Annotated in this window: 22 protein-coding genes; 11 read left to right on the top strand and 11 right to left on the bottom strand. The window is 64.7% G+C overall.

Translation table 11 applies throughout. The annotated features are described in order from the left end of the window. Positions 1 to 57: 57 nt before the first annotated feature. Positions 58 to 1,770: an APC family permease gene (locus QM672_RS00290; RefSeq protein WP_068287898.1), complete on the bottom strand. Its 1,713-nt coding sequence runs from the start codon at positions 1,768 to 1,770 to the stop codon at positions 58 to 60. A 353-nt stretch (positions 1,771 to 2,123) separates the two neighbouring features. Here QM672_RS00290 and QM672_RS00285 point away from each other — a divergent pair, with 353 nt between their 5' ends. The 7 genes from QM672_RS00285 (at position 2,124) to QM672_RS00255 (ending at position 10,602) form a co-directional block, all read left to right on the top strand. Further along, positions 2,124 to 3,536, top strand: coding sequence for an acyl-CoA dehydrogenase family protein (locus QM672_RS00285; protein ID WP_415080298.1), 1,413 nt, complete (start codon positions 2,124 to 2,126; stop codon positions 3,534 to 3,536). Between the two features lie 161 nt (positions 3,537 to 3,697). Then, positions 3,698 to 4,234: a flavin reductase family protein gene (locus tag QM672_RS00280; protein ID WP_311940792.1), complete on the top strand. Its 537-nt coding sequence runs from the start codon at positions 3,698 to 3,700 to the stop codon at positions 4,232 to 4,234. A 65-nt stretch (positions 4,235 to 4,299) separates the two neighbouring features. Beyond that, the gene (locus QM672_RS00275; RefSeq protein ID WP_376717738.1) at positions 4,300 to 6,573 is read left to right on the top strand and encodes a DUF1989 domain-containing protein; all 2,274 of its coding nucleotides are present in this window, start codon (positions 4,300 to 4,302) and stop codon (positions 6,571 to 6,573) included. Positions 6,574 to 6,660: 87 nt separating this feature from the next. Beyond that, entirely contained in the window at positions 6,661 to 7,788 is a 1,128-nt protein-coding gene (locus QM672_RS00270; RefSeq protein WP_149255477.1) for an aminomethyltransferase family protein, read from the top strand. 98 nt (positions 7,789 to 7,886) lie between these two features. Further along, positions 7,887 to 8,492, top strand: coding sequence for a dimethylamine monooxygenase subunit DmmA family protein (locus QM672_RS00265; RefSeq protein WP_311940794.1), 606 nt, complete (start codon positions 7,887 to 7,889; stop codon positions 8,490 to 8,492). After that, positions 8,489 to 9,454, top strand: a complete 966-nt coding sequence (locus QM672_RS00260) for a PDR/VanB family oxidoreductase (protein ID WP_311940797.1) — start codon at positions 8,489 to 8,491, stop codon at positions 9,452 to 9,454. The genes QM672_RS00265 and QM672_RS00260 overlap by 4 nt, the downstream gene beginning before the upstream one ends. Before the next feature lie 107 nt (positions 9,455 to 9,561). Further along, entirely contained in the window at positions 9,562 to 10,602 is a 1,041-nt protein-coding gene (locus tag QM672_RS00255; protein WP_415080297.1) for a heme-dependent oxidative N-demethylase family protein, read from the top strand. 109 nt (positions 10,603 to 10,711) lie between these two features. On the opposite strand, the gene QM672_RS00250 is transcribed toward QM672_RS00255, so the two are convergent. From QM672_RS00250 to QM672_RS00240, 3 genes are all read right to left on the bottom strand, one after another. Beyond that, positions 10,712 to 11,308: a hypothetical protein gene (locus QM672_RS00250; protein ID WP_415080296.1), complete on the bottom strand. Its 597-nt coding sequence runs from the start codon at positions 11,306 to 11,308 to the stop codon at positions 10,712 to 10,714. Positions 11,309 to 11,511: 203 nt separating this feature from the next. Further along, positions 11,512 to 11,976: a thioesterase family protein gene (locus tag QM672_RS00245; protein WP_394313926.1), complete on the bottom strand. Its 465-nt coding sequence runs from the start codon at positions 11,974 to 11,976 to the stop codon at positions 11,512 to 11,514. Positions 11,977 to 12,174: 198 nt separating this feature from the next. Next, positions 12,175 to 13,152 (bottom strand): L-carnitine dehydrogenase, encoded by a 978-nt coding sequence (locus QM672_RS00240; RefSeq protein WP_415080295.1) that lies wholly within the window; start codon positions 13,150 to 13,152, stop codon positions 12,175 to 12,177. A gap of 38 nt (positions 13,153 to 13,190) precedes the next feature. Here QM672_RS00240 and QM672_RS00235 point away from each other — a divergent pair, with 38 nt between their 5' ends. The 3 genes from QM672_RS00235 to QM672_RS00225 all read left to right on the top strand — a co-directional run bounded on the left by QM672_RS00235 (position 13,191) and on the right by QM672_RS00225 (position 15,634). Then, positions 13,191 to 13,745: an ArsR/SmtB family transcription factor gene (locus tag QM672_RS00235; protein WP_415080294.1), complete on the top strand. Its 555-nt coding sequence runs from the start codon at positions 13,191 to 13,193 to the stop codon at positions 13,743 to 13,745. A gap of 137 nt (positions 13,746 to 13,882) precedes the next feature. Continuing rightward, positions 13,883 to 14,410 carry an SRPBCC family protein gene (locus tag QM672_RS00230; RefSeq protein WP_311940812.1) on the top strand — a complete coding sequence of 176 codons (528 nt, stop codon included), beginning with the start codon at positions 13,883 to 13,885 and terminating at the stop codon, positions 14,408 to 14,410. A 336-nt stretch (positions 14,411 to 14,746) separates the two neighbouring features. Then, positions 14,747 to 15,634 carry a DMT family transporter gene (locus tag QM672_RS00225; protein WP_367625253.1) on the top strand — a complete coding sequence of 296 codons (888 nt, stop codon included), beginning with the start codon at positions 14,747 to 14,749 and terminating at the stop codon, positions 15,632 to 15,634. A gap of 18 nt (positions 15,635 to 15,652) precedes the next feature. On the opposite strand, the gene QM672_RS00220 is transcribed toward QM672_RS00225, so the two are convergent. The 4 genes from QM672_RS00220 to cbiE form a co-directional block, all read right to left on the bottom strand. Continuing rightward, the gene (locus QM672_RS00220; RefSeq protein WP_415080293.1) at positions 15,653 to 16,561 is read right to left on the bottom strand and encodes a DMT family transporter; all 909 of its coding nucleotides are present in this window, start codon (positions 16,559 to 16,561) and stop codon (positions 15,653 to 15,655) included. Positions 16,562 to 16,833: 272 nt separating this feature from the next. Next, positions 16,834 to 17,595 (bottom strand): precorrin-4 C(11)-methyltransferase, encoded by a 762-nt coding sequence (cobM, locus tag QM672_RS00215; RefSeq protein WP_415080292.1) that lies wholly within the window; start codon positions 17,593 to 17,595, stop codon positions 16,834 to 16,836. 1 nt (position 17,596) lies between these two features. Beyond that, entirely contained in the window at positions 17,597 to 17,986 is a 390-nt protein-coding gene (locus tag QM672_RS00210) for a cobalamin biosynthesis protein (RefSeq protein ID WP_415080291.1), read from the bottom strand. After that, positions 17,983 to 19,233: a precorrin-6y C5,15-methyltransferase (decarboxylating) subunit CbiE gene (gene cbiE / locus QM672_RS00205; protein WP_415080290.1), complete on the bottom strand. Its 1,251-nt coding sequence runs from the start codon at positions 19,231 to 19,233 to the stop codon at positions 17,983 to 17,985. The genes QM672_RS00210 and cbiE overlap by 4 nt, the downstream gene beginning before the upstream one ends. 183 nt (positions 19,234 to 19,416) lie before the next feature. Here cbiE and QM672_RS00200 point away from each other — a divergent pair, with 183 nt between their 5' ends. Continuing rightward, a complete protein-coding gene (locus QM672_RS00200) occupies positions 19,417 to 20,220 on the top strand; it encodes a cobalt-precorrin-6A reductase (RefSeq protein ID WP_415080289.1) in 804 nt (267 codons plus the stop codon). 116 nt (positions 20,221 to 20,336) lie between these two features. On the opposite strand, the gene cobJ is transcribed toward QM672_RS00200, so the two are convergent. The 3 genes from cobJ to QM672_RS00185 are packed head-to-tail and all read right to left on the bottom strand — an operon-like array spanning position 20,337 to position 22,437. Continuing rightward, positions 20,337 to 21,086 (bottom strand): precorrin-3B C(17)-methyltransferase, encoded by a 750-nt coding sequence (gene cobJ, locus QM672_RS00195; RefSeq protein WP_415080288.1) that lies wholly within the window; start codon positions 21,084 to 21,086, stop codon positions 20,337 to 20,339. After that, positions 21,083 to 21,811 carry a precorrin-2 C(20)-methyltransferase gene (locus tag QM672_RS00190; RefSeq protein WP_415080287.1) on the bottom strand — a complete coding sequence of 243 codons (729 nt, stop codon included), beginning with the start codon at positions 21,809 to 21,811 and terminating at the stop codon, positions 21,083 to 21,085. The genes cobJ and QM672_RS00190 overlap by 4 nt, the downstream gene beginning before the upstream one ends. Then, positions 21,808 to 22,437: a precorrin-8X methylmutase gene (locus QM672_RS00185; protein WP_415080286.1), complete on the bottom strand. Its 630-nt coding sequence runs from the start codon at positions 22,435 to 22,437 to the stop codon at positions 21,808 to 21,810. Before QM672_RS00185 ends, QM672_RS00190 begins: the two co-directional genes overlap by 4 nt. Positions 22,438 to 22,445: the final 8 nt, after the last annotated feature.

The following is a 22,445-nucleotide window of genomic DNA, read 5'->3' as shown; positions in this document are numbered from 1 at the left end:
TTCACGCAAAACGGGGCGCCGAAGCGCCCCGTTCGTCGTCAAGGCCGTATGGCCTTGTCAGAGGACGAAGTACCAGTTCGCCAGCAGCACCACGGCCAAGCCGGCCACGAGGGTAAGGTAGGGCAGGATGCCCGCCTTCTTCTGCTGGAGGTCGACGGATCTGAGGCCGAGATCGTCGAGCATGTGCTCGGGGAACTTGCCGCCATCCTGAATGTAATGCCGGTAGCAGAACACCGGGATGATGAGGGCGGCGGTGCACAGGCCCGCCCACAGCGCCAGGGGGTTCCAGACCTTGGCGCCCGCCCCCATGAACATGGCATTCACATAGGCGAAGATGGCGCCGATGGCGATGACGAAGGTCGGCGCCTTCCAGGGCCTGTTGATGTGGCCATTGTCCATCCGGTGGATCCAGCCGGCATTGAGGTTGAGGAAGTTGAAGATGATATAGCCGCAATTCGACACGGCCAGGATGAAGAAGAAGCTGGTGGCATCGGCCGCAGCGATGGCGAGCAGCATCAGATTGAAGATGAGGTCGGTCCACATCGCCCGGGTCGGGGCGCCATGCGAGTTCACATGGCTCAGATATTTAGGGAGCCAGCCATCCACCGAGCCCTGATAGAGGGTACGGGAGGAGCCGGCCATCGCGGTCATGATGGCCAGGATCAGCGCCAGGATCATCAGCATGACCAGCAATTGGCTGATGATGGCGCCGCCATGCACCATGTCGGCCATCGCCGCTGCCACGCCCGAACCGTCCACGATGGGGGTCGCCAGCATGCCGTTCAATCCGAGCACGCCCTGGAAGGTGAAGGGCACCAGGATGAAGAGCAGCATGCACAGAAGGCCGGAATAGAAGATGGCCTTGAAGGTATCGCGGCCCGGATCCTTGAACTCGCTGGTGTAGCAGACCGCGGTCTCGAAGCCGTAGGTCGACCAGGCCGCGATGAACATGCCGCCGAGCACCAGCGTCCAGCCCGCGACGTTCCAGCTGCCGGGCGCCGGCGCATAGGCCGTAGCGAGGGGGACCAGCGGCGAATAGTTGGCCCAGTTGATCTGGCCGGTGATGATCGGCACGATGCCGACGATCAGCATCGGGATGATGACGATCAGGCCGATGATCTTCTGGGTGTTGGCGGTGCCGAGAATGCCGCGATGCTGGATCGCGAAGGTCAGGAGCATCAGCGCGGCGCCGATGAAGAAGACCGAATTGAGCGAGAAGCCGAAGAGCGGGAAGGTATGGCTGAACAGCGTCCAGGTCCGGATCGCCGGGGTCGCCGCCGCCGTCACCGCCGTGATGGCGTCAGCCGGCGCCGTGCCGGCATGGGCAGCGATATAGGCCAGGACTTCGGGTGAACTGTCGGTGAAGACGGGGATCGGAAAGAGGGCATTGAGAATGTAGCCGGCGGCAATGGAGCAGCCGAGCGACAGCACGGGTGACCAGGCGAACCAGTTGCACCAGACCGAGAGCGGCGCGATGAACTTGGAGTAACGCAGCCAGGCCGTGGCGCCATAGACGGAGGAGCCACCCGATTTGTTGGGAAACAGGCCGGCGATCTCCGCATAGGTGAAGGACTGGATGAAGCCCATGATCATGGAGGCCGTCCAGATCAGGAAGGCCGGCGTACCGGTGGTGCCGGCAATGCCGCCGATCGAGAACAGCACGAGCGGCGGTACGCCGCTTGCTACCCAGAAGGCTCCTCGCCAATCGATATGGCGCAGCAGTTGGCTCTCGCCCCCTGCGCTCGTATTTGCGTCAGTTGTCGCCGTCATTGTGTTCCCCGGATCTGATCGACTGCACTGGATGCTGGGGCGGTGCTGGCTGCGAGAGTTCCACGACGGCTCTCGTCTTCACCCACCGTCTCTCTTTTTTACTGCGAGTGAAGATTGACACACTCTGAGGAAGCGTCAACCCTTAGTTTTCTGCGATTCCCTGGGAAATAACCGAATTTCTGCCTATTTTTTGAGCACAACAGCAATCCGATTGGAGGGCTCCAACCGTCACGGAGCAAAAAGAATTCGGGCTGATAAAATTTCCTGCTGGACAAACTTGTTTCTTCTCTGGAAACTTCAGGCGTCACCGGGCAGGCAAAATGCGCGGGACGAACCATTCGAAGGATGCCCGTATGTCGTCACGCAAGATGTGGGGGAATGAGCCGTTCTGGGGCCTCGGTTTCGAGTGGGATCCGCAATGGATGCTGACCGACCGCCAGAAGGCCTTGCAGGCCAAGCTCATCGAGCTGTGCCAGACGGAGATGCGCGCCAACGCTGTCGAGAGCGACCGCAACCGCGCCTATCCGCGCAAGAATTTCCAGATCCTGGCCGAGCATGGCTTCCTGGGCCTGATCGTGCCCAAGGAGCTCGGCGGCCAGGGCGAGAATCACATCTGCGTCGCCATGGTGGTGGAGACCATCGCCCGCTATGGCTGTGCCTCCACGGCCATGTGCTACACCATGCATACCGGTGCCGTCGCCGCCGCCCTGCTGCGCCATCACGACAATGCAGCCCTGAAGGACATCCTGCGCCGTCTCGACAAGGACTGCCTGATCGGCACCCTGTCCTATTCCGATCCGGAGACCGGATCGCATTTCTGGTATCCGATCTCCTCGGGCGTCGAGGAGACCAAGGAAGGCTGGCACGTCCGCAAGAAGGCGTCCTGGACCACCTCCGGCGGCTTTGCCGACTGGTATATCGTCCAGACGACCTCTCCCAACTTCAACGGCAATTATGCCGACCTCTCCTGCTTCCTCATCCTCGGCGATGAGATCACCAGCGATCCCGGCAGCTGGAACGGCCTTGGCCTGCGCGGCAACCAGTCCGGCCCGCTGGAAGTCAACAAGGTGGTGCCGCGCAACCGCCTGGTCGGCCCGGTCGGGGACGGCGCCCGCTCCAATGACGAGATCGTCGACCCCTTCTTCCTGCTGTGCTCCTCCGCCTGCTGGAGCGGCATCGCCATGGGCATGATCGACATCGCCAAGGCGCACACCACCAAGAAGACCCACAAGGATGTCGGCATGCGGGTGGCCGACTACGCCACCATCCAGGATTACGTCGGCGAAGCGATCATCGACACCAATGTGGTGCGCTCGATGGATTTCCTCATCGCCAAGGCGCTGGACGACGCCACCGGCAACAATGACTGGTCGATCCACAAGAGCGATGTCTCCTTCCTGCCGCGCGCCGGCCTGCTGCACTGGCTCTGGCAGCTGAAATTCGCTGCCGCCAAGAACGTCGCCGCCGTCTCCGACAAGATGCTGCATGCCTGCGGCGGCACCGGCTACAAGCCCGAGCTGCAGATCGAGCGCTATCTGCGCGACGCCAAGGCCGGCTGGGTGATGGGGCCCACCAACGAAGTGCTGCGCCAGTTCGTGGGCAAGACCTCGCTGCTGGGCTTCGAGGCAGTCGACTATTGGAACACCTCGATCAACGAGCGCGTTCTCAACAACGAGATCAAGAAGATGGATGTGGACGCCAAGCGCGCTCTGGCCGAGCGGCTTCTGGCGGAAATCAATCCCCCTGCCATTCGGAAGACGGCGTAAGATGCGGCTGGAAACGCAATCCCCGGCAGGAAATGCGGTCCGTTTCGGTTTCCGCCCCGACGAGGCGGCAATGGTTTGCGGCCGCCTCCCGGATTCGAGCGAATCCGGGGTATACCGGTGTCGGAGCGTAAGCGCCGACGTCGGTAAGGGTATGAGGCAAGATGGTCCAGGGTTCTGCAACAAAGCCAGCGAAGGCCGATACCGTTCCAGAAACCATCGATCCCCTGCGCTTTCGCGGGGCGCTCGGCCTGTTTGCCACCGGCGTCACCGTGGTGACCGCCGCCCATCCGACCGCGGGGCTGATCGGCATCACCGCCAATTCCTTTTCCTCGGTCTCGCTCGATCCGCCGCTGGTATTGTTCTCCATCGCCAACAAGGCCCGCAGCCTGTCGGCCTTCCTGGAAGCGCCGGGCTTCTGCGTGAACGTCTTGCGCAAGGAACAACGCGCCCTTTCGGCCCGCTTTGCGCGGCAGAGCCAGGACAAATGGGCGGATGTGGCCTACACGGCCGGGCGCTTCGGGGCGCCGATCCTGCCGGACACGATGGCGGCCTTCGACTGCCTGCACCATGCCCAGTACGAGGGCGGCGACCACCGCATCATCGTCGGCCGGGTGGTCGACATGGAGCACAATGTCGAGGGCGAGCCGCTGCTCTTCTTCGGCGGCCGCTACCGGGTGCTGGGAGAGGAAGCCGAGTAGCGCTGCATATCGTCAATCATCCGGGCGCGTCCTGCCCGTTCGCTTGCCTGTAGGAGTGGTTTGCCATGCCTGAAGCCGAAATGCTTCGTGTCGCCGGCGGATCGAGCCAGGTCTTCGCCCTCGGCAAGGGCGATCGCTTGCGTCTGACCGATCTGGAGGGCGGCCAGAACGCCCTGCTCTATGCCTTTGCGGCGCAGGAGAGCCTGCCTTCGGGCCATCCCGCCGCCCCGCGCGATGCACTGGCGGGCCTGATCGCCGCCAATGAGAATGCCGCCGCCACCCATCACCAACTCGCCGGCCGCGATCTTGCCAGTGCCAGCGGCATCCTGATCTCCGGACCCGACGCCCCGGCGGGAGAGGCCCTCTCACTGGCGGCCGAGCGGGACATGACCTGCGTGCTGATCGTGCCGGCCGGCGATTCGACGGCGGATGCCGTGGTTCCGGCCACCGACTTCCATCTGGAGATCGCGCGCAGCGATGAAACCGCCAAGCGCGCGCCGCAGAGCCAGCCCGCCGCCCCTCTCGCCACGCCGGTCCAGGACTTCCGGGTGAAGGCCGCGACCGCGGAGCGTTTCGAGGTCAAGGCCGGCCAATATATCCAGATCATGGACATCGATGGGCGCCAATGCTCGGATTTCCTCGCCTTCGACACTGAGCTGCTCAAGCAGGGCATCGAATGCGGCCTCGACGCCACCGCGACCCGCACCCTGATGGGACGCGCCTATCCCGGCCCCGGCCTGTTCTCGAAATTCTTCGACCAGCGCATGCGGGCCACGGTGGAAGTGGTGCAGGACACCTGCGGGCGGCACGACACCTTCGGCCTCGCCTGCACCATGAAATATTACGACGACATGGGCTATCCGGGCCATGATTCCTGCTCGGAGAACTTCAACAGGGTGCTGGCGCAGGACGGCATCGCTCCCCGCCCCGGCTGGCCGGCAATCAATTTCTTCTTCAACACACAGGTCAACCATGACGGCACCATCAGTGCCGACGAGCCCTGGTCGCGCCCCGGCGACTATGTGCTGATGCGTGCGCTGATCGACCTCACCTGCGCCGCCTCCTCCTGTGCCGACGACATCGATCCAGCCAATGGCTGGAACCCCACCGATATCCAGGTCCGCGTCTATGACGCCGATCACGAATTCCCCAAGGCGATCGCTACGCGCATGACACCCGATTCCCCTCCGGTCTTCACCAAGGAGACGGCGTTCCATTCGAAGGTCGCTCCCCTTTCGCGCCGCATGGTCGAGTATCGCGGCTATTGGCTCGCCAATTCCTTCCTCGCCGATGGCGCGGTGGCCGAATATTGGGCCTGCCGCGAAAAGGTGGCGGTGATCGACCTTTCCGCCCTGCGCAAGTTCGAAGTGCTGGGCCCCGACGCCGAAGCGCTGCTCGACTATGCCGTGACACGCGACATCACCAAGCTTTCGGTCGGCCAGGTGGTCTACACCGCCATCTGCTACCCACATGGCGGCATGCTGGACGACGGCACCGTGTTCCGCCTCGGGCCGCAGCAGTTCCGCCTCGTCTGCGGCGATCCCTATGTCGGCGTGCATCTGCGCCAGCTCGCCGAGGAAAAGGGCTTCAAGGTCTGGATCCGCTCCTCGACCGACCAGCTCCACAATCTCGCCGTGCAGGGCCCGAAAAGCCGTGACCTCATCGCCAAGATCATCTGGACGCCGCCGGCCCAGCCGGCCGCCAACGAAATCGGCGTGTTCCGCTCCACCGTCGGCCGCCTCGGCCATGCCCAGGGTCCCGCCGTTGTGGTCTCGCGCACCGGCTATACCGGCGAGCTCGGCTACGAGATCTTCTGCCATCCGCGCGATGGCGAGGCCGTGTGGGATGCCGTCTTCAAGGCCGGCAAGCCGCTCGGCGTGGTGCCGATGGGGCTGGAGGCGCTCGACATGCTGCGCATCGAGGCCGGGCTGATCTTCGCCCATTACGAATTCTCCGACGAGACCGACCCGTTCGAGGCCGGCATCGCCTTCACCGTGCCGCTGGTCTCCAAGAAGGGCGACTTCGTCGGCAAGGAGGCCCTGGTCAAGCGCAAGGCCGAGCCGCAGCGCAAGCTCGTCGGCCTGGAAATCGAGGGACGCGAGACCGCCCATCACGGCGATCATGTCTATGCCGGGCGCGCCCGCATCGGCGTGGTTACCTCCGGCATGCGTTCGCCCATTCTCGACAAGAACATCGCCCTCGCCCGCGTCGATATCGGCTCGGCCGAGATCGGCACCGAACTCGAGATCGGCAAGCTCGACGGCCACCAGAAGCGCCTCAAGGCCAAGGTCGTGCGCTTTGCCCATTACGACCCGGACAAGACGAGGGTGAGGATGTAACGCGGCCTCGCTCTCCGGCCTTGCCCGCCCACCCACACCGGTCCGAAGACCGGCCACCAATCACAGAAGGGAACATCCATGAGTGTCATGTCCTGGCGGCGTTCGCCGCTCGCAGCCCGCCACCGAGCCCTCGGCTCCACCCTGGAAGACTGGAACGGGATGGAGACGGCCTGGACCTATACCAAGTCCGACCTCGCCGACGAGCATGAGGCGATCCGCACCAAGGCGGCGCTGATGGACGTGTCCGGCCTGCGCAAGTCCCATCTGGTCGGCCCGCATTCGCATCAGGTGCTGCAGCGCCTGACCACGCGCGACGTGCGCAAGATCGTGCCCGGCAAGTCGGCCTATGCCTGCGTGCTCAACGATGCCGGCAAGTTCACCGACGACTGCATCCTCTATCGCACCGGCCCCAACAGCTGGATGACGGTCTATGGCTCGGGCACCGGCTTCGAGGACATGGCTCGCGATGCTGCCGGCAAGAATGTTGCCGTCATCTTCGACGACGATCTGCAGGACCTGTCGCTGCAGGGCCCGCTGGCGGTGAAATACCTCGCCAAGCATGTGCCCGGCATCAAGGACCTCAAATATTTCCACCACATGCAGACCACCCTGTTCGGCAAGCCTGTGATGATCTCGCGCACCGGCTATACCGGCGAGCGCGGCTACGAGATCTTCTGCAAGTCCGAGGACGCGGTGGAGATCTGGGACACCATCCTCAAGGAAGGCAAGCGCATGGGCATCGTGCCCGCCTCCTTCACCGCGCTCGACTGGCTCAGGGTGGAGAGCTATCTGCTGTTCTATCCCTATGACAATTCGCAGATGTATCCCTTCGAGAACGAGGGTCCGGGCGACACGCTCTGGGAACTCGGCCTCACCTTCACCGTCTCGCCCGGCAAGACCGGCTTCCGCGGCGCCGAGGAGCACTACCGCCTCAAGGGCAAGGAGCGCTTCAAGATCTTCGGCGTCCTCGCCGACACCGACAAGATCCTCGATGCCGGAGACGAGCTCTGGGCCGGCGGCAAGAAGGTGGGCGTGGTCACCTGCGGCATGTATTCGCGCCTGACCAACCGCTCGATGGCGATCGCCCGCATGGCCGTCGACGTCGCCAAGCAGGGCACCAAGCTTGAGGTCAAGGGCAAGAACGTGCAGTGCTCGGCGATCGCCCATACCATCACCTTCGACGATCCGGAGAAGAAGAAGCGTACGGCGCTGTGAGGCGCCTGGCCCCTCTCCCGCGGGAGAGGGGCCGTTGTACATGATAGCCAGATCCTGGCTGCGTCTGTTTCCGTTCGCGCTGGAGTTTCGATAGAACCATGCTCGTATCCGGCATCAAGAGCCGTCCTGTCTATGGCACGCTTGCCATCCGCCCCGGCGCCAAGCGGCACCTGTTCGTGGCGGATGCTGAGGGCGGTCAGGCGATCCTCGACGCGGCCAAGACGGCCGACGCCGCCTTTCTCGACAGGGCTCACATCATCTATGTGCCCGGCGGAGCCGCTGCCAAGAATCTGGGAGAGGCGCTCAGGGCACTGGGCCCCGACATGTTCTATGAGGGCCCGAGCATCGCCGCCGCCCTGCCGCGCCTGGCCCAGACATTGGCGACGGCCCATATGGGCACCCAGATCTATCTGGCCGGCACGGAAGGCCTGATCGGCCAGGCCATGAAGCTTGCGATCGAGGCCGGCGTCGACCATCTTTCCATCCAGACCGAGCATCGCGGCTCGGAAGAGCGCCGGGTGCAATGCGTGCATTGCAAGGGCATCACCGAGCATGTGCGCACGCAGCCGGTCAAATGTGCCCATTGCGGCCTGACTCTGCTGGTGCGAGACCATTATTCGCGCCGCATCGCCGCATTCCAGGGCGTGTGCATCGACGCCGAAGAGCCCGGTGTCGTTCCGCCGACCGAGGAGGCCTTTCCATGAGTGACAAGACACCCAAGATCGAGGTGCGCGTCAGCGAGATCCACCAGGTCACGCCCGAGATCAAGCGCTTCCATTTCAAGCCCGTAGACGGCTCGCCCCTGCCCAATTTCTCGGGCGGCGCCCATGTGGTGGTGGAGATGGAAGACGGCGCCACCCTCCGGCGCAACCCCTATTCGCTGATGAGCCGCCCGGGCGACACGGCCTGCTACACCATCAGCGTCAGGCGCGACGACAATGGCCGTGGCGGCTCGCTGTTCCTGCATGGCAGGGTCCGCCCCGGCGACATCATCCGCATCAGCCACCCGGTCAACCTGTTCCCGCCGGACCAGCGCGCCAAGAAGCATCTGCTCTTTGCCGGCGGCATCGGTATCACCCCCTTCATGGCGATGATGGCACAGCTTGCCGACGAGGACCGTCCCTTCGAGCTGCATTACGCCGTGCGCTCGGACGAGCACGGCGCCTATCTCGCCCATCTGGCCGAGCGCTATGGCCGCCGGATCCACATCTATCGCGACGCCAAGAGCGAAGCGATCCCCCTGGTCGACCTGCTCGCCCGCCAGCCCCTCGGCACGCATCTCTATGTCTGCGGGCCCGGCGGCATGATCAAATGGGTGCTCAACACCGCCCGCAACGAAGGCTGGCCCGAGCAGAACCTGCACAATGAGCAGTTCCTCGCGCCGGCTTCCGGCAAGCCTTACGAGATCACCCTGGCCCAATCAGGCAAGAAGGCCCAGGTCGGGCCGCATCAGAGCATGCTGGAGGCGATCGAGGCGGCCGGGGTCGACGCGCCCTATCTGTGCCGCGGCGGCGCCTGCGGCCAGTGCGAGACGCGAGTGCTCTCCTGCGACGGCACGCTCATGCACAACGACCACTACCTCTCGGAAGCCGACAAGGCCTCCGGCACCAAGGTCATGCCCTGCGTCTCGCGCTTCGAGGGCCGGGAACTGGTGCTGGATTTGTAACTTAATTCCTGGGACCGCAGGCGTCTCGCCTGCTCTTGAATCGCCGTGTGTCCAAGAGCAGGCGAGACGCCTGCCGTCCCAGGAAGCTCTCACAGAGGATACGCACCATGGGCATCCAATTCCGCCAGGAAACCTTCCGCGACGACTTCACTTTCCGCAATTCGGAAACGGGGATCCGCCGCTTCCCGTTCCCCTTCGACAAGGACAACTACATGTATGCGGTCAATATCGAACCGCATACCGTAGGCCCGAACGGCTCGGTCTTCGAGCATCCCATCGACGTCGACGAGCATTATGTCTCGGAGATGGCCGATCGGGCACAGGTCCTCAAGGAAGATCCGCTGCGCTGCCAGTCCCTGCCCCACATGACGCTGGCGGGCTGGGATCTGCTCGAACTCCTGATGGAGAGCATGTCGACCTCCTATCCCGAGCATTTCACGCTCGAGCGGAACGGCGACCAATGGCACTGGATCAACCGTCCCCTGGGCATCGACGATCGCTTCACCTTCGGTGACGTCGCCACCCTGCCCTATGGGCCGATGGAATACATCACCCGCCAGTCCCAGGGTGATTTCTGCCTGCTCGACCAGCGCGACGGCAATCTGTGGATGGATGCGGGCATCGTGACCACCCAGGCCGACTGGTCGCTCGATTTCGATATCGGCATGAACTTCATGGAATGGCACGGTCCGGTGCCGCTGGCCCACCAGCTCGGCGTGTTCGAACGGGCGCTCAAATTCATGCTGAACCTGCGCCAGGGCTCGCCGACGCGGCGGCTCAACTGGACGATGACGGTCAATCCGCGCCTGGATACCTCGCCCGAGAACTATCACAAATGGGGCAAGGATCGCACCACGCTGACGCTGGACAATATCGGCAACAAGCTGCATCTGCGCGTCGAGCTGCAGAGCTTCTTCCGCCTGCCGCGCTCCAACGCCATCGTCTTCCCGATCCGCTGCTACCTGATCAAGCTGGAGGAACTGGTGACGGTGCCCAAATGGGGCCGGCGCCTGCATCGCGTGCTGCAGACCCTGCCGCCCGAACTGGTCGACTACAAGGGCCTCACCCGCTTCCGCGACACCGCGGTGGAGTGGCTGTCGAAATATGACGACGGCGCCGAGACCAGCCCCGGCGGCTGGCCGGATTGATCATGGAGCGCGGGCATCTCCGCGACATGAAGGCATGTCGCGATGTCCGCTCTTGGAAGCGTTGCGCTTGAAAGGTAGCGGGAGGGCGGAGAACCGCCCCTACCTTGCACTATTTCGCAAGCGGAGGATTAATCGCCGGAACAGCTTCGTAGCGATAGGTCACTTTCTGGCTGAAAAATTGTCCACCGATGGACCAACTCTCCGGTAGGCCTGTGACATTGTCGACGTACAACACATAGTGTTGATTATCGCCACCTTCTGGCAATTCAAATATCGAATGCCACGAACCATGTCTGACAAGAGACCCCAAACAACTTACATCCTTCAATCTTTTTACAGAAAATGGAATATATGGATTCGTATAGTTTATTATGAAATTAGAAAACCTAGTACTGTTGCCATCCCAAATTTTCCATCCATCCCCTTCATTTATCCATCGCTCCCTATCAACACCAACAAAACCTAAAAACTTATCTTCCTGCGTGGGAGTGGCTTTGTATTTTGTCTCGATCCGAATAGCTTCCGCGGACTGACGGATGTAGGTGGTCATGAGTTTCGAGCCATGTTCGCCCTCCTCCACTATGTCGGCTCTGAAAGGCACAGTTTTCAGCCTATCGAAAGCCTGCACCAAATAGTCTTGGCAGGACCCGCGGGCACCGCCAATCGATAGCACCAACAGCAGCACTGCCATGAAGAAGCGGCGCATGAAACCTCGAACACCAGCAAGTCGATAAGGCTATATGTATTCGATCCCGCTGAAATGCCAGCAGGACTCAATATAAGCCGGCAAACATGGCGGCTGGCGAGCTGGGGCGTTTCCGGGTGCACGGGCATCCTGCCCGTTCTTTCGTTCCAACCAGCGACATTGCTTCCAAGAACGGGCAGGATGCCCGTGCACCCGGAATAGCACTACCGCTTGATGCCGATGCTGCGGCCGGCATCCTTCGGCATCGGCAGGGTGGCGTGCTCCTTCAGCAGCCCCTCCAGCACTGCCGCGCTCTGCGGCAGCCAAGGCGCGGCGTGCGGCTGCTCGGTCTGGTCGATCGACATCAGGAGTTGCTCGGAGGTCGCCACCACGAGGTTGCGCACCTTGTCATACATGCTCAGGAAGATGCGGACGCGCTTGGCATCGAGGTCCAGCACCTGGCAGGTCACCGAAACGGGCGTGCCGAGCTTGACCTCCCACAGGAAGCGGACATGGGTCTCCATCGTGTAGATGGTATGGCGCGTCGTCTCCCGCACCGCTTCGGTCAGGCAGACCCGGCCGAGGAACTCGTCCACGGCCTTGGCGAAGATCACCGCGTAATAGCCGTCATAGAGATGGCCGTTATAGTCGATCCATTCCGGGCGGACGGTTTCGTCGAGAAGGTGCATGGGAGTCCCCCAAAGCGTTTTGTGATTTCTCGGAATCATCAAGAATCGCAAAGACGCGTCGAAACAAAGAGATAGAGCAAACAAACGTTCACGTGTGAACGCGCTTTGCTCTAGGATTGCAGGCGTCCCGCCTGCATCGCCCATCGTGCAAGTGTGACGGTTCCAAGAGCCGGCTGAAAGCCTGCGGTCCCAGGGGAGCTAGATCCGCCCCTCCAACCCCTCGGCCTCCGGCCAATATTTCTTGGCCAGCGCCATCACCTCGATGAGGAAGTCGTCGCGGCGGCGTTCCAGCGCCTTGATCGAGCGCCCGGCGGCCTGGTGCTCGCAACCATCGGCGACGCGGTCGATCAGTTCATCCGTCAGTTCCGGAGCCACCAGCTTGGTCCAGGGCAGCTTCAGGGCGGGGCCGAACTGGTGCAGCATGTGCCGCATACCGCCCTCGCCGCCGGCGAGATGGAAAGTCAGGAAGGTGCCCATCAGCGACCAGCGCAGGCCGCAGCCATAGACCACGGCCGCGTCGACTTCCTCGGTGGTGGCAACCCCGTCATTGACCAGCCAGAGAGCCTCGCGCCAGAGCGCTTCCATCAGCCGGTCCGCGATGAAGCCTTCGATCTCCACCTTGACATGCAGCGGGCGCATGCCGATCGAGGTGTAGAACGCCTTGGCGGCCTCGACCGTCTCGGGGGAGGTCTTCTCGCCGCCGAGCACTTCCACCAGGGGCAGCAGGTAGACGGGGTTGAAGGGGTGGCCCACCACCAGCCGGGTCGGATCGGCCATCCTGGCCTGCAGCCGGCTAGGCAACAGGCCCGAGGTGGAGGAGCCGATGATGGCGCCGGGCTTGGCGGCAGCGTCGATCTGCGCCAGCAGGTCCTGCTTGAGCTCCTCGCGCTCCGGCGCGTTCTCCTGGATGAAGTCCGCCTCGGCGACCGCTTCGGCGATCGAACCGGCATAGCTGAGGCGCTTGCGGTCGGCACCGGCGGCGAGCCCCTGCTTTTCCAGGGCCGGCCAGGCATTGTCGATGGCCGCACGCAGCTTTTCCTCGGCGCCCGGAGCCGGATCGTAGGCGACGACGTCCAGGCCGTGCGCGAGCGCCCGTGCCGCCCAGCCGGCACCGATGACCCCGGTTCCAACGATTGCAAATGTCTTAGCTGCAAATGTCTTGGCTGCTGCGGCCATGGAATTCTCCCTCTTGCTCGTGGCGACTAGACAGGGCCTTGCCGGAAACGCCTTTGCATGGCGCGACATCCCAGGTGCCGAACGCGACGGAAACAGTCAGCATCGTCGGCAAAGTGGACACCGGTTTTCGGAAAAAACCATGCGACGACCAAATCGACAGTATCGGCCCCGATTTCGAGATCGGTCCGATGCTGTCGTCAACCATTTGGTTGACAGTTGAGGGGCAAAGGAAGATATTCAACCGTATGGTTGAATATCAAGATCCTCTCGACGCCGTCTTTCATGCCCTGGCCGATCCGACCAGGCGGGCCATGCTGCGCAGCCTCGCCGCCGAGCCCCGCAAGGTGGGCGAACTCGCCCACCCCTTCGCCATCTCTCTGGCCGCCGCCTCCAAGCATATCAAGGTGCTGGAGAAGGCCGGCCTGGTGGAACGCCGTGTCGAAGGACGCACCCATACCTGCCGGCTGAATCCGCGGCCTCTGCATGCCGGCCTGGAATGGATGCGTTTTTATGAAAAACTCTGGAATCAGCGGCTCGACACGCTTGACGCCTTGCTGATCGCGGATGCGATTGCCAACCCTCAAGGGAGTTGAGCCTGAAGCGTCTCGCGATTTGCCGGTATCTGCAGGAATCGCAAAGGTGCCCTGGCCAATCCGTCGGATTGGCTGGGAAATAAAGCATCAGAGAAAACAAGCGCTCATGAAAGCGCTTTACTCTAGGGAGTTGAACCATGTCCGACTACGGCGTGATCATCGACACCGAGACCGTACGCATCGAACGCGTTCTTTCCGGACAGATCGAACGCGTCTGGGCCTTCCTGACCGAAGCCGAGAAGCGCCAGCAATGGCTGGCCGGCGGCGAGATGGACTTGCAGCCGGGCGGACGGGTCAACCATGTCTTCCGCAATGGCGACCTGTCGTCGCCCGACGACCCGCCGCCGCCCAAATATGTGCATCTGAACGGCACGGTGGAAATGCATGGGCGGGTGATCGCCTGCGAGCCGCCCACCTTGATCGAATATGCCTGGGGGGACGGCTCCCAGGTGCGCATCGACCTCAAGCCGGAGCTCGGGCGGACCCATATCACCATCACCCATAGCCGCCTGCTCACCCGTGACGAACTGATCAGCGTCGCTGCCGGCTGGCACACCCATCTCGACATCCTCGCGGCCCGCCTCGGAGGACACGCACCGCCGAGCTTCTGGGGCCTGCATACGCGGCTCGAAGCCGACTACGAGAGCAAGATGAGCGCAGGCTGACGACGATCGCCGTCCGGCGCCCCTGCCGGACGGCGACCTGCCCTGGCGACAGACGCGGCACTGCCCGGCGACGATGGCGGACCCGGCCGCTCTATCGGATAGCGTAAGTTGTCAATGTCACGACTGAGCGGAAAGCGATCGAGGAACGCAGGGACAGTGGAGGAACAGCGCAAGCGCCGTCTCCGTCATCAAGCTTTTCTTGTCGTTCAAGATAGCTTTCCTCCCTTGAACGAAGCATCGGAAACAAGGAGATTGCGGCTGATCACACCTTCATCGGCCCGTTGGGAGTGCCGCTGAAAATCATGTGAGTTGCGTCCTCCCACCCCCGGTTTTCCGATGTCCGCCATCACCGCCTCGCCCGACGCCCGTTCCGTTCATCGGCTCGGTGTCTTTCTCGTCGTCGCCTCCGCCATCGCCTGGAGCATCAGCGGCATCTTCGCCCGCATGCTCACGGTGGACGCCTGGACGACCGTGTCGCTGCGCGCGGCGATCGGCGCGATCTATATGGGGGTCGGTCTCGTCTATGTGCATCGCGCCGACAGCCTGGCCGCGATCCGCTCGATCGGCTGGTTCGGCCTCATCATCGCGGCCTGCGCCTCGCTGTCGATGCTGTTCTTCGTCGGGGCGCTCTATCACACCACCATCGCCAACGTATCGGTGATCTATGCCACCACGCCCTTCCTGGCCGCCGGCCTTGCCTGGCTGATCATGCGCGAGAGGGTCTCCCGGCGCACGCTGATCGCTTCCGGCGGCGCGCTCGTCGGCGTGGTCGTGATGGTGGGAGGCTCCTTCGGATCCGGCCATCTCTTCGGCGACGCCATGGCGCTCGGCATGGCCGCCTCCTTCGCCATCGTGGCGGTGGTCGCGCGGGCCCGTCCGGGGCTGGAAATGCTGCCGGTCAACCTGTTCTGCTGCCTGTTCACCGCGCTGGTGGGCCTGCCCTTCGCCTCGCCCGCCGCGGCGACGGCGCAGGACTGGGTGGTGCTGGCGCTGTTCGCCTTCACCTCGATCCCCCTGGCCTTCTTCATGTTCCTGGCCGGTGCACGCCGGATCCCCGCCGCCGAATCCGGCCTGATCTCCACGCTCGACGTGGTGCTGGCCCCGCTGTGGGTCTATCTGATCTTCGCCGAGGATCCGGGTATGGCCGCGATCATCGGCGGCGCCATCGTGCTCCTGGCTGTGATCTGGCACATTCTCGGTGGCTGGCGCCTGAAGTCGTCCTGAGCCCGTATAGTCCCGGGATCACACCGAGGCGCGCGCCGCCACTTGCGCTTCCTCATCGCGGACGAAGCTGCGCCCGAGGGCGGCGACGAGCACGCCCGCAAGCAGCACCCCGCCACCCAGGACGGTGGTCAGGCGCGGTGTCTCGTCGAAGAAGAGATAGACCCAGACCGGCCCGAGGATCATCTCGGTCTGGGCCAGCAAGGTGAGTTGCCCGGCGCCGACATGCCGGGCAGCCGAATTGAGCAGATACATGCCGCCACCGATGAAAACGGCGCCATGGATCATGGCATAGGTGTTTTCCAGCATCGGCGTGGCGATGGTGATCCCTCTCAGCGCCATGAAAGCACCGCAGGTGAGGATGGTCAGCACCGCCCAACCCGTCACCACACCCGACATGTCCCTGTCGCGGCCGAGCCGGGCAATGATGGAATAGAGGCCATAGGCAAAGCCCACGCCGAAGGCAGCGAGATTGCCGATGGCATTGCCGCTGCCCAGTTCCCCCCAGGTCATGATCAGCAATCCGGCGATGCCGATAGCGATGCCGCCCCAGGTGGAGACGAAGATGCGCTCCTTCAGGATCAGGCGGGCCAATATGGCGCCGATCAGCGGCGCCGCGCTCGAAAACAGCAGGGCATTGGCGATGGAGGTCGTCTTCATGGCGAAGATGAACAAATCAGCCATCACCGTCATGCACAGTGCGCCACCAAGTCCCAGCCAGCCGCCCGAAATCAACTGCTGCAGCGGCGACTTGCCCTGTAGCAGCGCCACACCGAGAACCAGCGGCAGCAGGCCGAAGCTGCGCCAGATCAGATATTGCACGGCGTCGAGATGCGGCGACTCACGAATGGTGATGCTGCCGAACGAAAACACCGTTCCCGCCGCGAGGGCGAGGAACGCACCAAAAAGGTGGGAGCCACGGGAAGACATGACGGGGACGCGACCAGGAGGAAGAACTTCCACAATGCCGGGAAAGCGAACATCGAATAGTCCAGGCGCGACATTTCTGGCTGATCCGAGCCGGAATTGACGGACGATTGCACCAACGCGTCGCTGAGAACGATGGGCAGCTTTCTCCCCTTGGCGGTGTCGTCAACTCTCTTGCGTTGACTGGAGGTGCCGGCAGGCGGACGAGGGGCTGCGCCACCCTCTCGGGGCTTTCAAACGCCAACACCCTGGGAGGGGGCGTGAGGACCGGCTCGTCACCCCTCGAAGCCGCGATAGCGCCGCTTGTAGTCGGTGTCGTAGAGCGCGCTTTCGCGGAAATCATCGGTGGCCAGCGTGCGTCCGATCAAGATCAAGGCGGTGCGCTCCATCGGCTCGGCCGCGATCTTGTCTTCGATATCGCCGAGCGTACCGGTGACGACACGCTCATCCGGCCAGCTTGCCCGGAAGACCACCGCGACCGGGCAGGTGCTGCCGTAATGCGGCGTCGTCTCGGCCACCACGCGGGGCAGCGCGTGGATGGAAAGATGCACCGCCAGCGTCGCACCGGTCTGGGAGAAAGCCTCCAGCGTCTCGCTCTCCGGCATGGCCGAGGCCCGGCCGGAGGTACGCGTCAGCACCACCGATTGCGCCACCTCCGGCAGCGTGAGCTCCTTGCCGAGCACCGCCGCGGCGGCGGCGAAGGACGGCACGCCTGGCGTGATGGTGCAGGGAATGCCGAGAGCGCGCAGGCGGCGCGTCTGCTCGCCCAGCGCGCTCCAGATCGACAGATCCCCCGAATGCAGCCGCGCAACATCCAGGCCCGCTTCATGCGCTTGTTGGATCTCAGCCATGATCAGGTCCAGCGTCAGCGGCGCGGTATCGACCACGCGTGCATCCGCAGGCGCCAGCGCAATGATCTCAGGCGGCACCAGCGAGCCGGCATAGAGGCAGACCGGACAACGCGCCACGAGATCGCGGCCCCTGACGGTGATGAGGTCGGGCGCGCCGGGGCCGGCGCCGATGAAGTGAACGGTCATGTCAGGCCTCGTTGACGGCGATGGCGCAGGTGGCGTTCGCACTGGCGATGCGCGCCCGCTTGAGGGTGGATTGCGGGCCGGCGCCAGCGAGCGCCGCGGTTTCGGCCACGCTGCCCAGCCCCGTCAGGGCGACCACGCGCTCCGAACGGGTCAGCACGCGCGGCTCGGCGGCCTCCAGCGCAGCCTGGGGGATCAGCACGAGTGGGACGCCCAGGCTGGTGGCAGCCTCCGCCAGCCCCGCCTCGCCCTGCTTGAAGGCGGGCGCGAACAGGCCCGAAAGTGCGGCAAGCTCCAAGCCGGCCTCCTGCAGGGCCAGCCGGACGAGATCGGCGATTTCCTCGGCCGGGCAGCCTTTGCGGCAGCCGAGACCGGCGGCGACGAACGGTTTCATTGCCCAGGATTTCCTGGCTTGACCACGCTCCATTGCGTCACCGGCATCGCCGGGCGCCAGCCATGCATGCTGCCGACGGGCACCAGCCGCTCCACGCCCAGACGGATCAGATCGCCGCCATATTGGGTGAAACGCCGGGCCAGGGCCTGCTCGCTCTCCAGCGTGACGGCATTGGCGACGAGGCGCCCGCCCGGGCACAGGGCGGCCCAGGCAGCCTCGAACACACCCTCATCACCCGTGCCGCCACCGATGAAGACGGCATCAGGGCGCTCCAGTCCCGCAAGGGCGGCTGGTGCCGCTCCGGTGACGAGGCGCAGATGCGGCACGCCGAGATTGACGGCGTTGACCAGCGCGCGCGTCGCCCTGTCGGCATTCTCCTCGATGCCGATGGCGCGGTTGGACGGATGGCGCAGCAGCCATTCGATGGCGACCGACCCCGCCCCCAGGCCGATGTCCCAGAGCAGTTGGCCCTTGAGCGGGGCCAGCGCCGACAGCGTGACGGCGCGGATCTCCCGCTTGGTGAGCTGGCCGTCATGCTCGAAGAAATCGTCGGGCAGGCCGCTGGCGAGCGGTAGCGGCCGGGCGTCGGGGCCGGCGACCACCTCGATGGCCAGGACGTTGAGCGGATCGATGCCGTCGAGATCGAAGGCTTCGGCCCGGGCGGAGCGGATCCTCTCCGCGCTTGCGCCGATGCGCTCCAGCACGGTCAGGCGGGACGCGCCGAAGCCGAGCTCGGTGAGGCGGGCCGCCGCCTTGGCCGCCGTGCGGCCGTCCCAGGTCAGGGCCAGGATGCGGGCCTGGGGCTGGACATGCGGCACCAGTGTCTCGAAGGGCCGGCCATGCAGCGAGATCAGGGCGCAATCCTGCTGCGCCCAGCCGAGCCGCGCCGCCGCCAGGGAAAAGGACGAAGGCGCGGGATGGCAGGCGATCTCCTCGGGCGGGATGAAGCGCGCCAGCGTGGCACCCACACCCCACAGGAACGGATCTCCGGAGGCCAGCACGACGACGCGCCGCCCACGCGCCGCCCTGATCGGGCCGATGGCGTCGGTCAGCGGGCTCGGCCAGGCCAGCCTTTCCGCCGGCCTTTCGGCGGCTCTGTCCGGCACCATGGCCAGGTGCCTGGCGCCACCGACCAGCAGTTCGGCCCCGGCGACCACGGCGGCGGCCAGCGGCGACAGGCCGGCCATGCCGTCCTCGCCGATGCCGACGATGGACAGCCAGCGATCCGAATGGTTGACAGGGCTCATCCGACCCTCAAGAGACGACAGCGCATTTCAGTTCCAACGCAATTCACTTAAGAAGAAACGATCCGGTTTGTCATAGCCGGGCTTGACCCGGCTATCCAGAAGCCACACGCAATCGGGCAATAGGCTGGATTGCCGGTCAAGCCCGGCAATGACAAAGATCGAACCAACTTGAATGACGCTTGAGTGACCCGTTCCCGTCCCCATGTCCTGCTGCTCGGCGGCACCAGCGAGGCTTCGGCCCTGGCGAGGCTCCTGGCCGCGCGCTCCGACATTCCGGCCATGGTGTCCCTTGCCGGGCGGACGATCAATCCCGCCCCGCCCCCGATCGCCCATCGGATCGGCGGCTTCGGCGGCGTCGAAGGACTTTGCGCCTTCCTCGAGGAAAATGCGGTCACCGCGCTCATCGATGCCACGCATCCCTTCGCCGAGCGGATGTCGGCCAATGCGGTCGAGGCCGCCCGGCGCATGGGCGTGCCGCTGCTGGCCCTGCGGCGTCCGGCCTGGCAGGCTGAGAGCGGCGATCGCTGGAGCGAGGTTCCGGACGCCGAGGCCGCGGTTGAGGCGCTCGGCACCGCGCCACGTCGCGTCTTCCTGACCACCGGCCGGCTCGAACTGCCGGCCTTCCTCGCCGCACCCCAGCATTTCTATCTGGTCCGTTCGGTCGATCCGCCGGAAGAGCTGCCGCCGCGCGCCAGGCTGATCCTTGCCCGCGGTCCCTTCGCGGAGGCCGATGATTACAGCCTGATGCAGGAAGAGGCCGTCGACATCCTGGTCACCAAGAATTCCGGCGGCAGCGCCACCTACGGCAAGATCAGCGCCGCGCGCCGCCTCGGCCTGCCGGTCATCCTGCTGCGACGACCTGGGACGGCCGAAGTGGAGACGGTGGCAACGGCGCAGGAGGCTTTGGCCTGGATCGAGCACCGGGGGGCTGGTCTTCAGACCAGCCCGGAGACGTCGCGCCCGCCGGAAAGACAAAGCCGGGTCTGAAGACCCGCCCCCCGGAACTGCTTGCCCCTGGGATAGCAGGCTTCCAGCCTGCATTCTTGGAAACGTCGAACACGCCGGAGATGCAGAGCAGGCTGGAAGCCTGCGGTCCCAGGAGGTCACGCGTCCCATCTCCGGGGCGAATAGATCCAGGGCTCGGCCTCCCCGCGCTCGATCAACCTCGTCTGCGAGGAGCCGATCAGCACGAGCGTGCGCATGTCGACCTCTTCGGGCTTCACCGCCGACAGGCTGGTCACGATGATGTCCTCGTCCGGCCGGCCGACGGCCTTGGCGAGCACGACGATACGCTCGCCCGCCTGGCGGCGCAGCACGTCGAAGGCCCTGCCGATCTGGTCCGGCCGGGCCTTGGAGGCCGGGTTGTAGAAGGCGAGCACGAAATCGCCCTCCACCGCCGCGACCAGCCGCTTCTCGATGATGGACCAGGGCTTGAGATTGTCCGAGAGCGAGATCACGCAGAAATCGTGCCCGAGGGGTGCGCCGAGCCGCGCGGCGGCGGCGAGCACGGCGGTAACGCCGGGAACGACCACGATATCGAGGTCGCGCCAGGCCGGATCCCCCGCCTCGACCGCCTCGAAGACCGCCGCCGCCATGGCGAAGACGCCGGGATCCCCGCCCGAAACCACAGCGACATCAGCGCCAGCAGTCGCGAGTTCGAGGGCATGGCGGGCGCGGTCGACCTCGACCCGGTTGTCGCTGGCATGGCGCCGCGCCGGGCTCGGCGGCACGCGGTCGACATAGGGGCCGTAGCCGATGATGTCGGTCGCTTCGGCGAGCAGCGCGCTGGCTTCCGGCGTGACCCATTTCGCAGGCCCCGGCCCGAGGCCGATGATCATGACGCGGCCGGTCACAGCAGCCGTCCCTGGCCGGGCACCAACAGCATGGCGAAATAGGGCACGCCGGTGAAATCGGCCGGCGGCAGCTTCATGATCTTCTCGCCGGCCATGGTGCCGCGCTCGACATAGACCGTGCGGGCGGCGAGACCCAGTTCCTCCAGCACGGCACGCACTTTCGGAAAATGCCGGCCGAGCTTCATGATCACCGCCGCGTCGGCGAGTTCGAGATGGCGCTTGAGCGCCGCCGCGTCCAGCGTCGCCGGCAGCACGGTAAGGATGTCGTCGCCATAGGTGATGGGGGTGCGGGCCCGTGTCCAGCAGCCCGCCATGCCCGAGACGCCGGCGACCACCTCGGTCTCGTAGGAAGAGGCCAGGCGATGGAAGATCGGCATGAAGGACCCGTAGAAGAAGGGATCGCCTTCCGACACCACCACGACGTCGCGGCCGGCGTCGAGGTGACCGGCGAGCCGCCGGGCCGATTCGTCATAGAAACCGCCGAGCGCCGAATGGTAGGCGGGATCGGCGGCCGGCACTTCGGTCGTCATCGGATAGGCGAGCTTTTCCTCGACGACGTCCTCGGCGAGGAAGCCCTCGATGATGGTGCGGCCATGGCCGCGCTGCCCCTGCTTGCAGAAATAGGCAACGACCGGCGCGGAACGGAGGAGCCGTGCCGCCTTCAAGGTCATCAGTTCGGGATCGCCGGGACCGACGCCGACGCCGTAGAGACGACCGGCACTCATTCGATTTCGCTCGCCAGCGCGTTGATCGCCGCCGCAGTCATGGCGCTGCCACCCTTGCGGCCGCGCACGATCAGCCAGGGCACCTTGCCCCAGGCCTTGAGATCGTCCTTGGATTCGGCGGCGCCGACGAAACCGACGGGAATGCCGAGAATGGCGGCGGGCCTGGGCGCACCGCGATCGATCATGTCCATGAGATGGTAGAGCGCGGTCGGCGCATTGCCGATGGCGACCACGGCGCCACCGAGACGGTCGCGCCAGAGCTCCATGGCGGCGGCGGTGCGGGTATTGCCGATCTCGCGGGCGAGTCCCGGCGTGCGCGGATCGTCCAGCGTGCAGACCACGTCATTGTCGGCCGGCAGACGGGCGCGGGTCACGCCATTGGCCACCATCTTCGAATCGCACAGCACGGGCGCACCGGCCCTGAGCGCGGCGCGTGCGCTCGCCACAAGATCATCGGACATCTCGACATCGGCAGCGACCTCGACCATGCCGCAGGCATGGATGATGCGCACGACGAGGGGGGCCTCGAGGGCCGAAAAGCGCGACAGGTCGCTTTCGGCACGGATCATCGCGAAGGAGCGGCGATAGATCTCGGCACCGTCACGGATATAGTCGCGTTCAGACATGGTCACTG

Source organism: Labrys sp. (in: a-proteobacteria) (assembly GCF_047605565.1).
GTDB classification, from domain to species: domain Bacteria; phylum Pseudomonadota; class Alphaproteobacteria; order Rhizobiales; family Labraceae; genus Labrys; species Labrys neptuniae.
The sequence above is the reverse complement of the archived record's forward strand: the minus strand, read 5'-3'. Positions and strand labels throughout refer to the sequence as shown.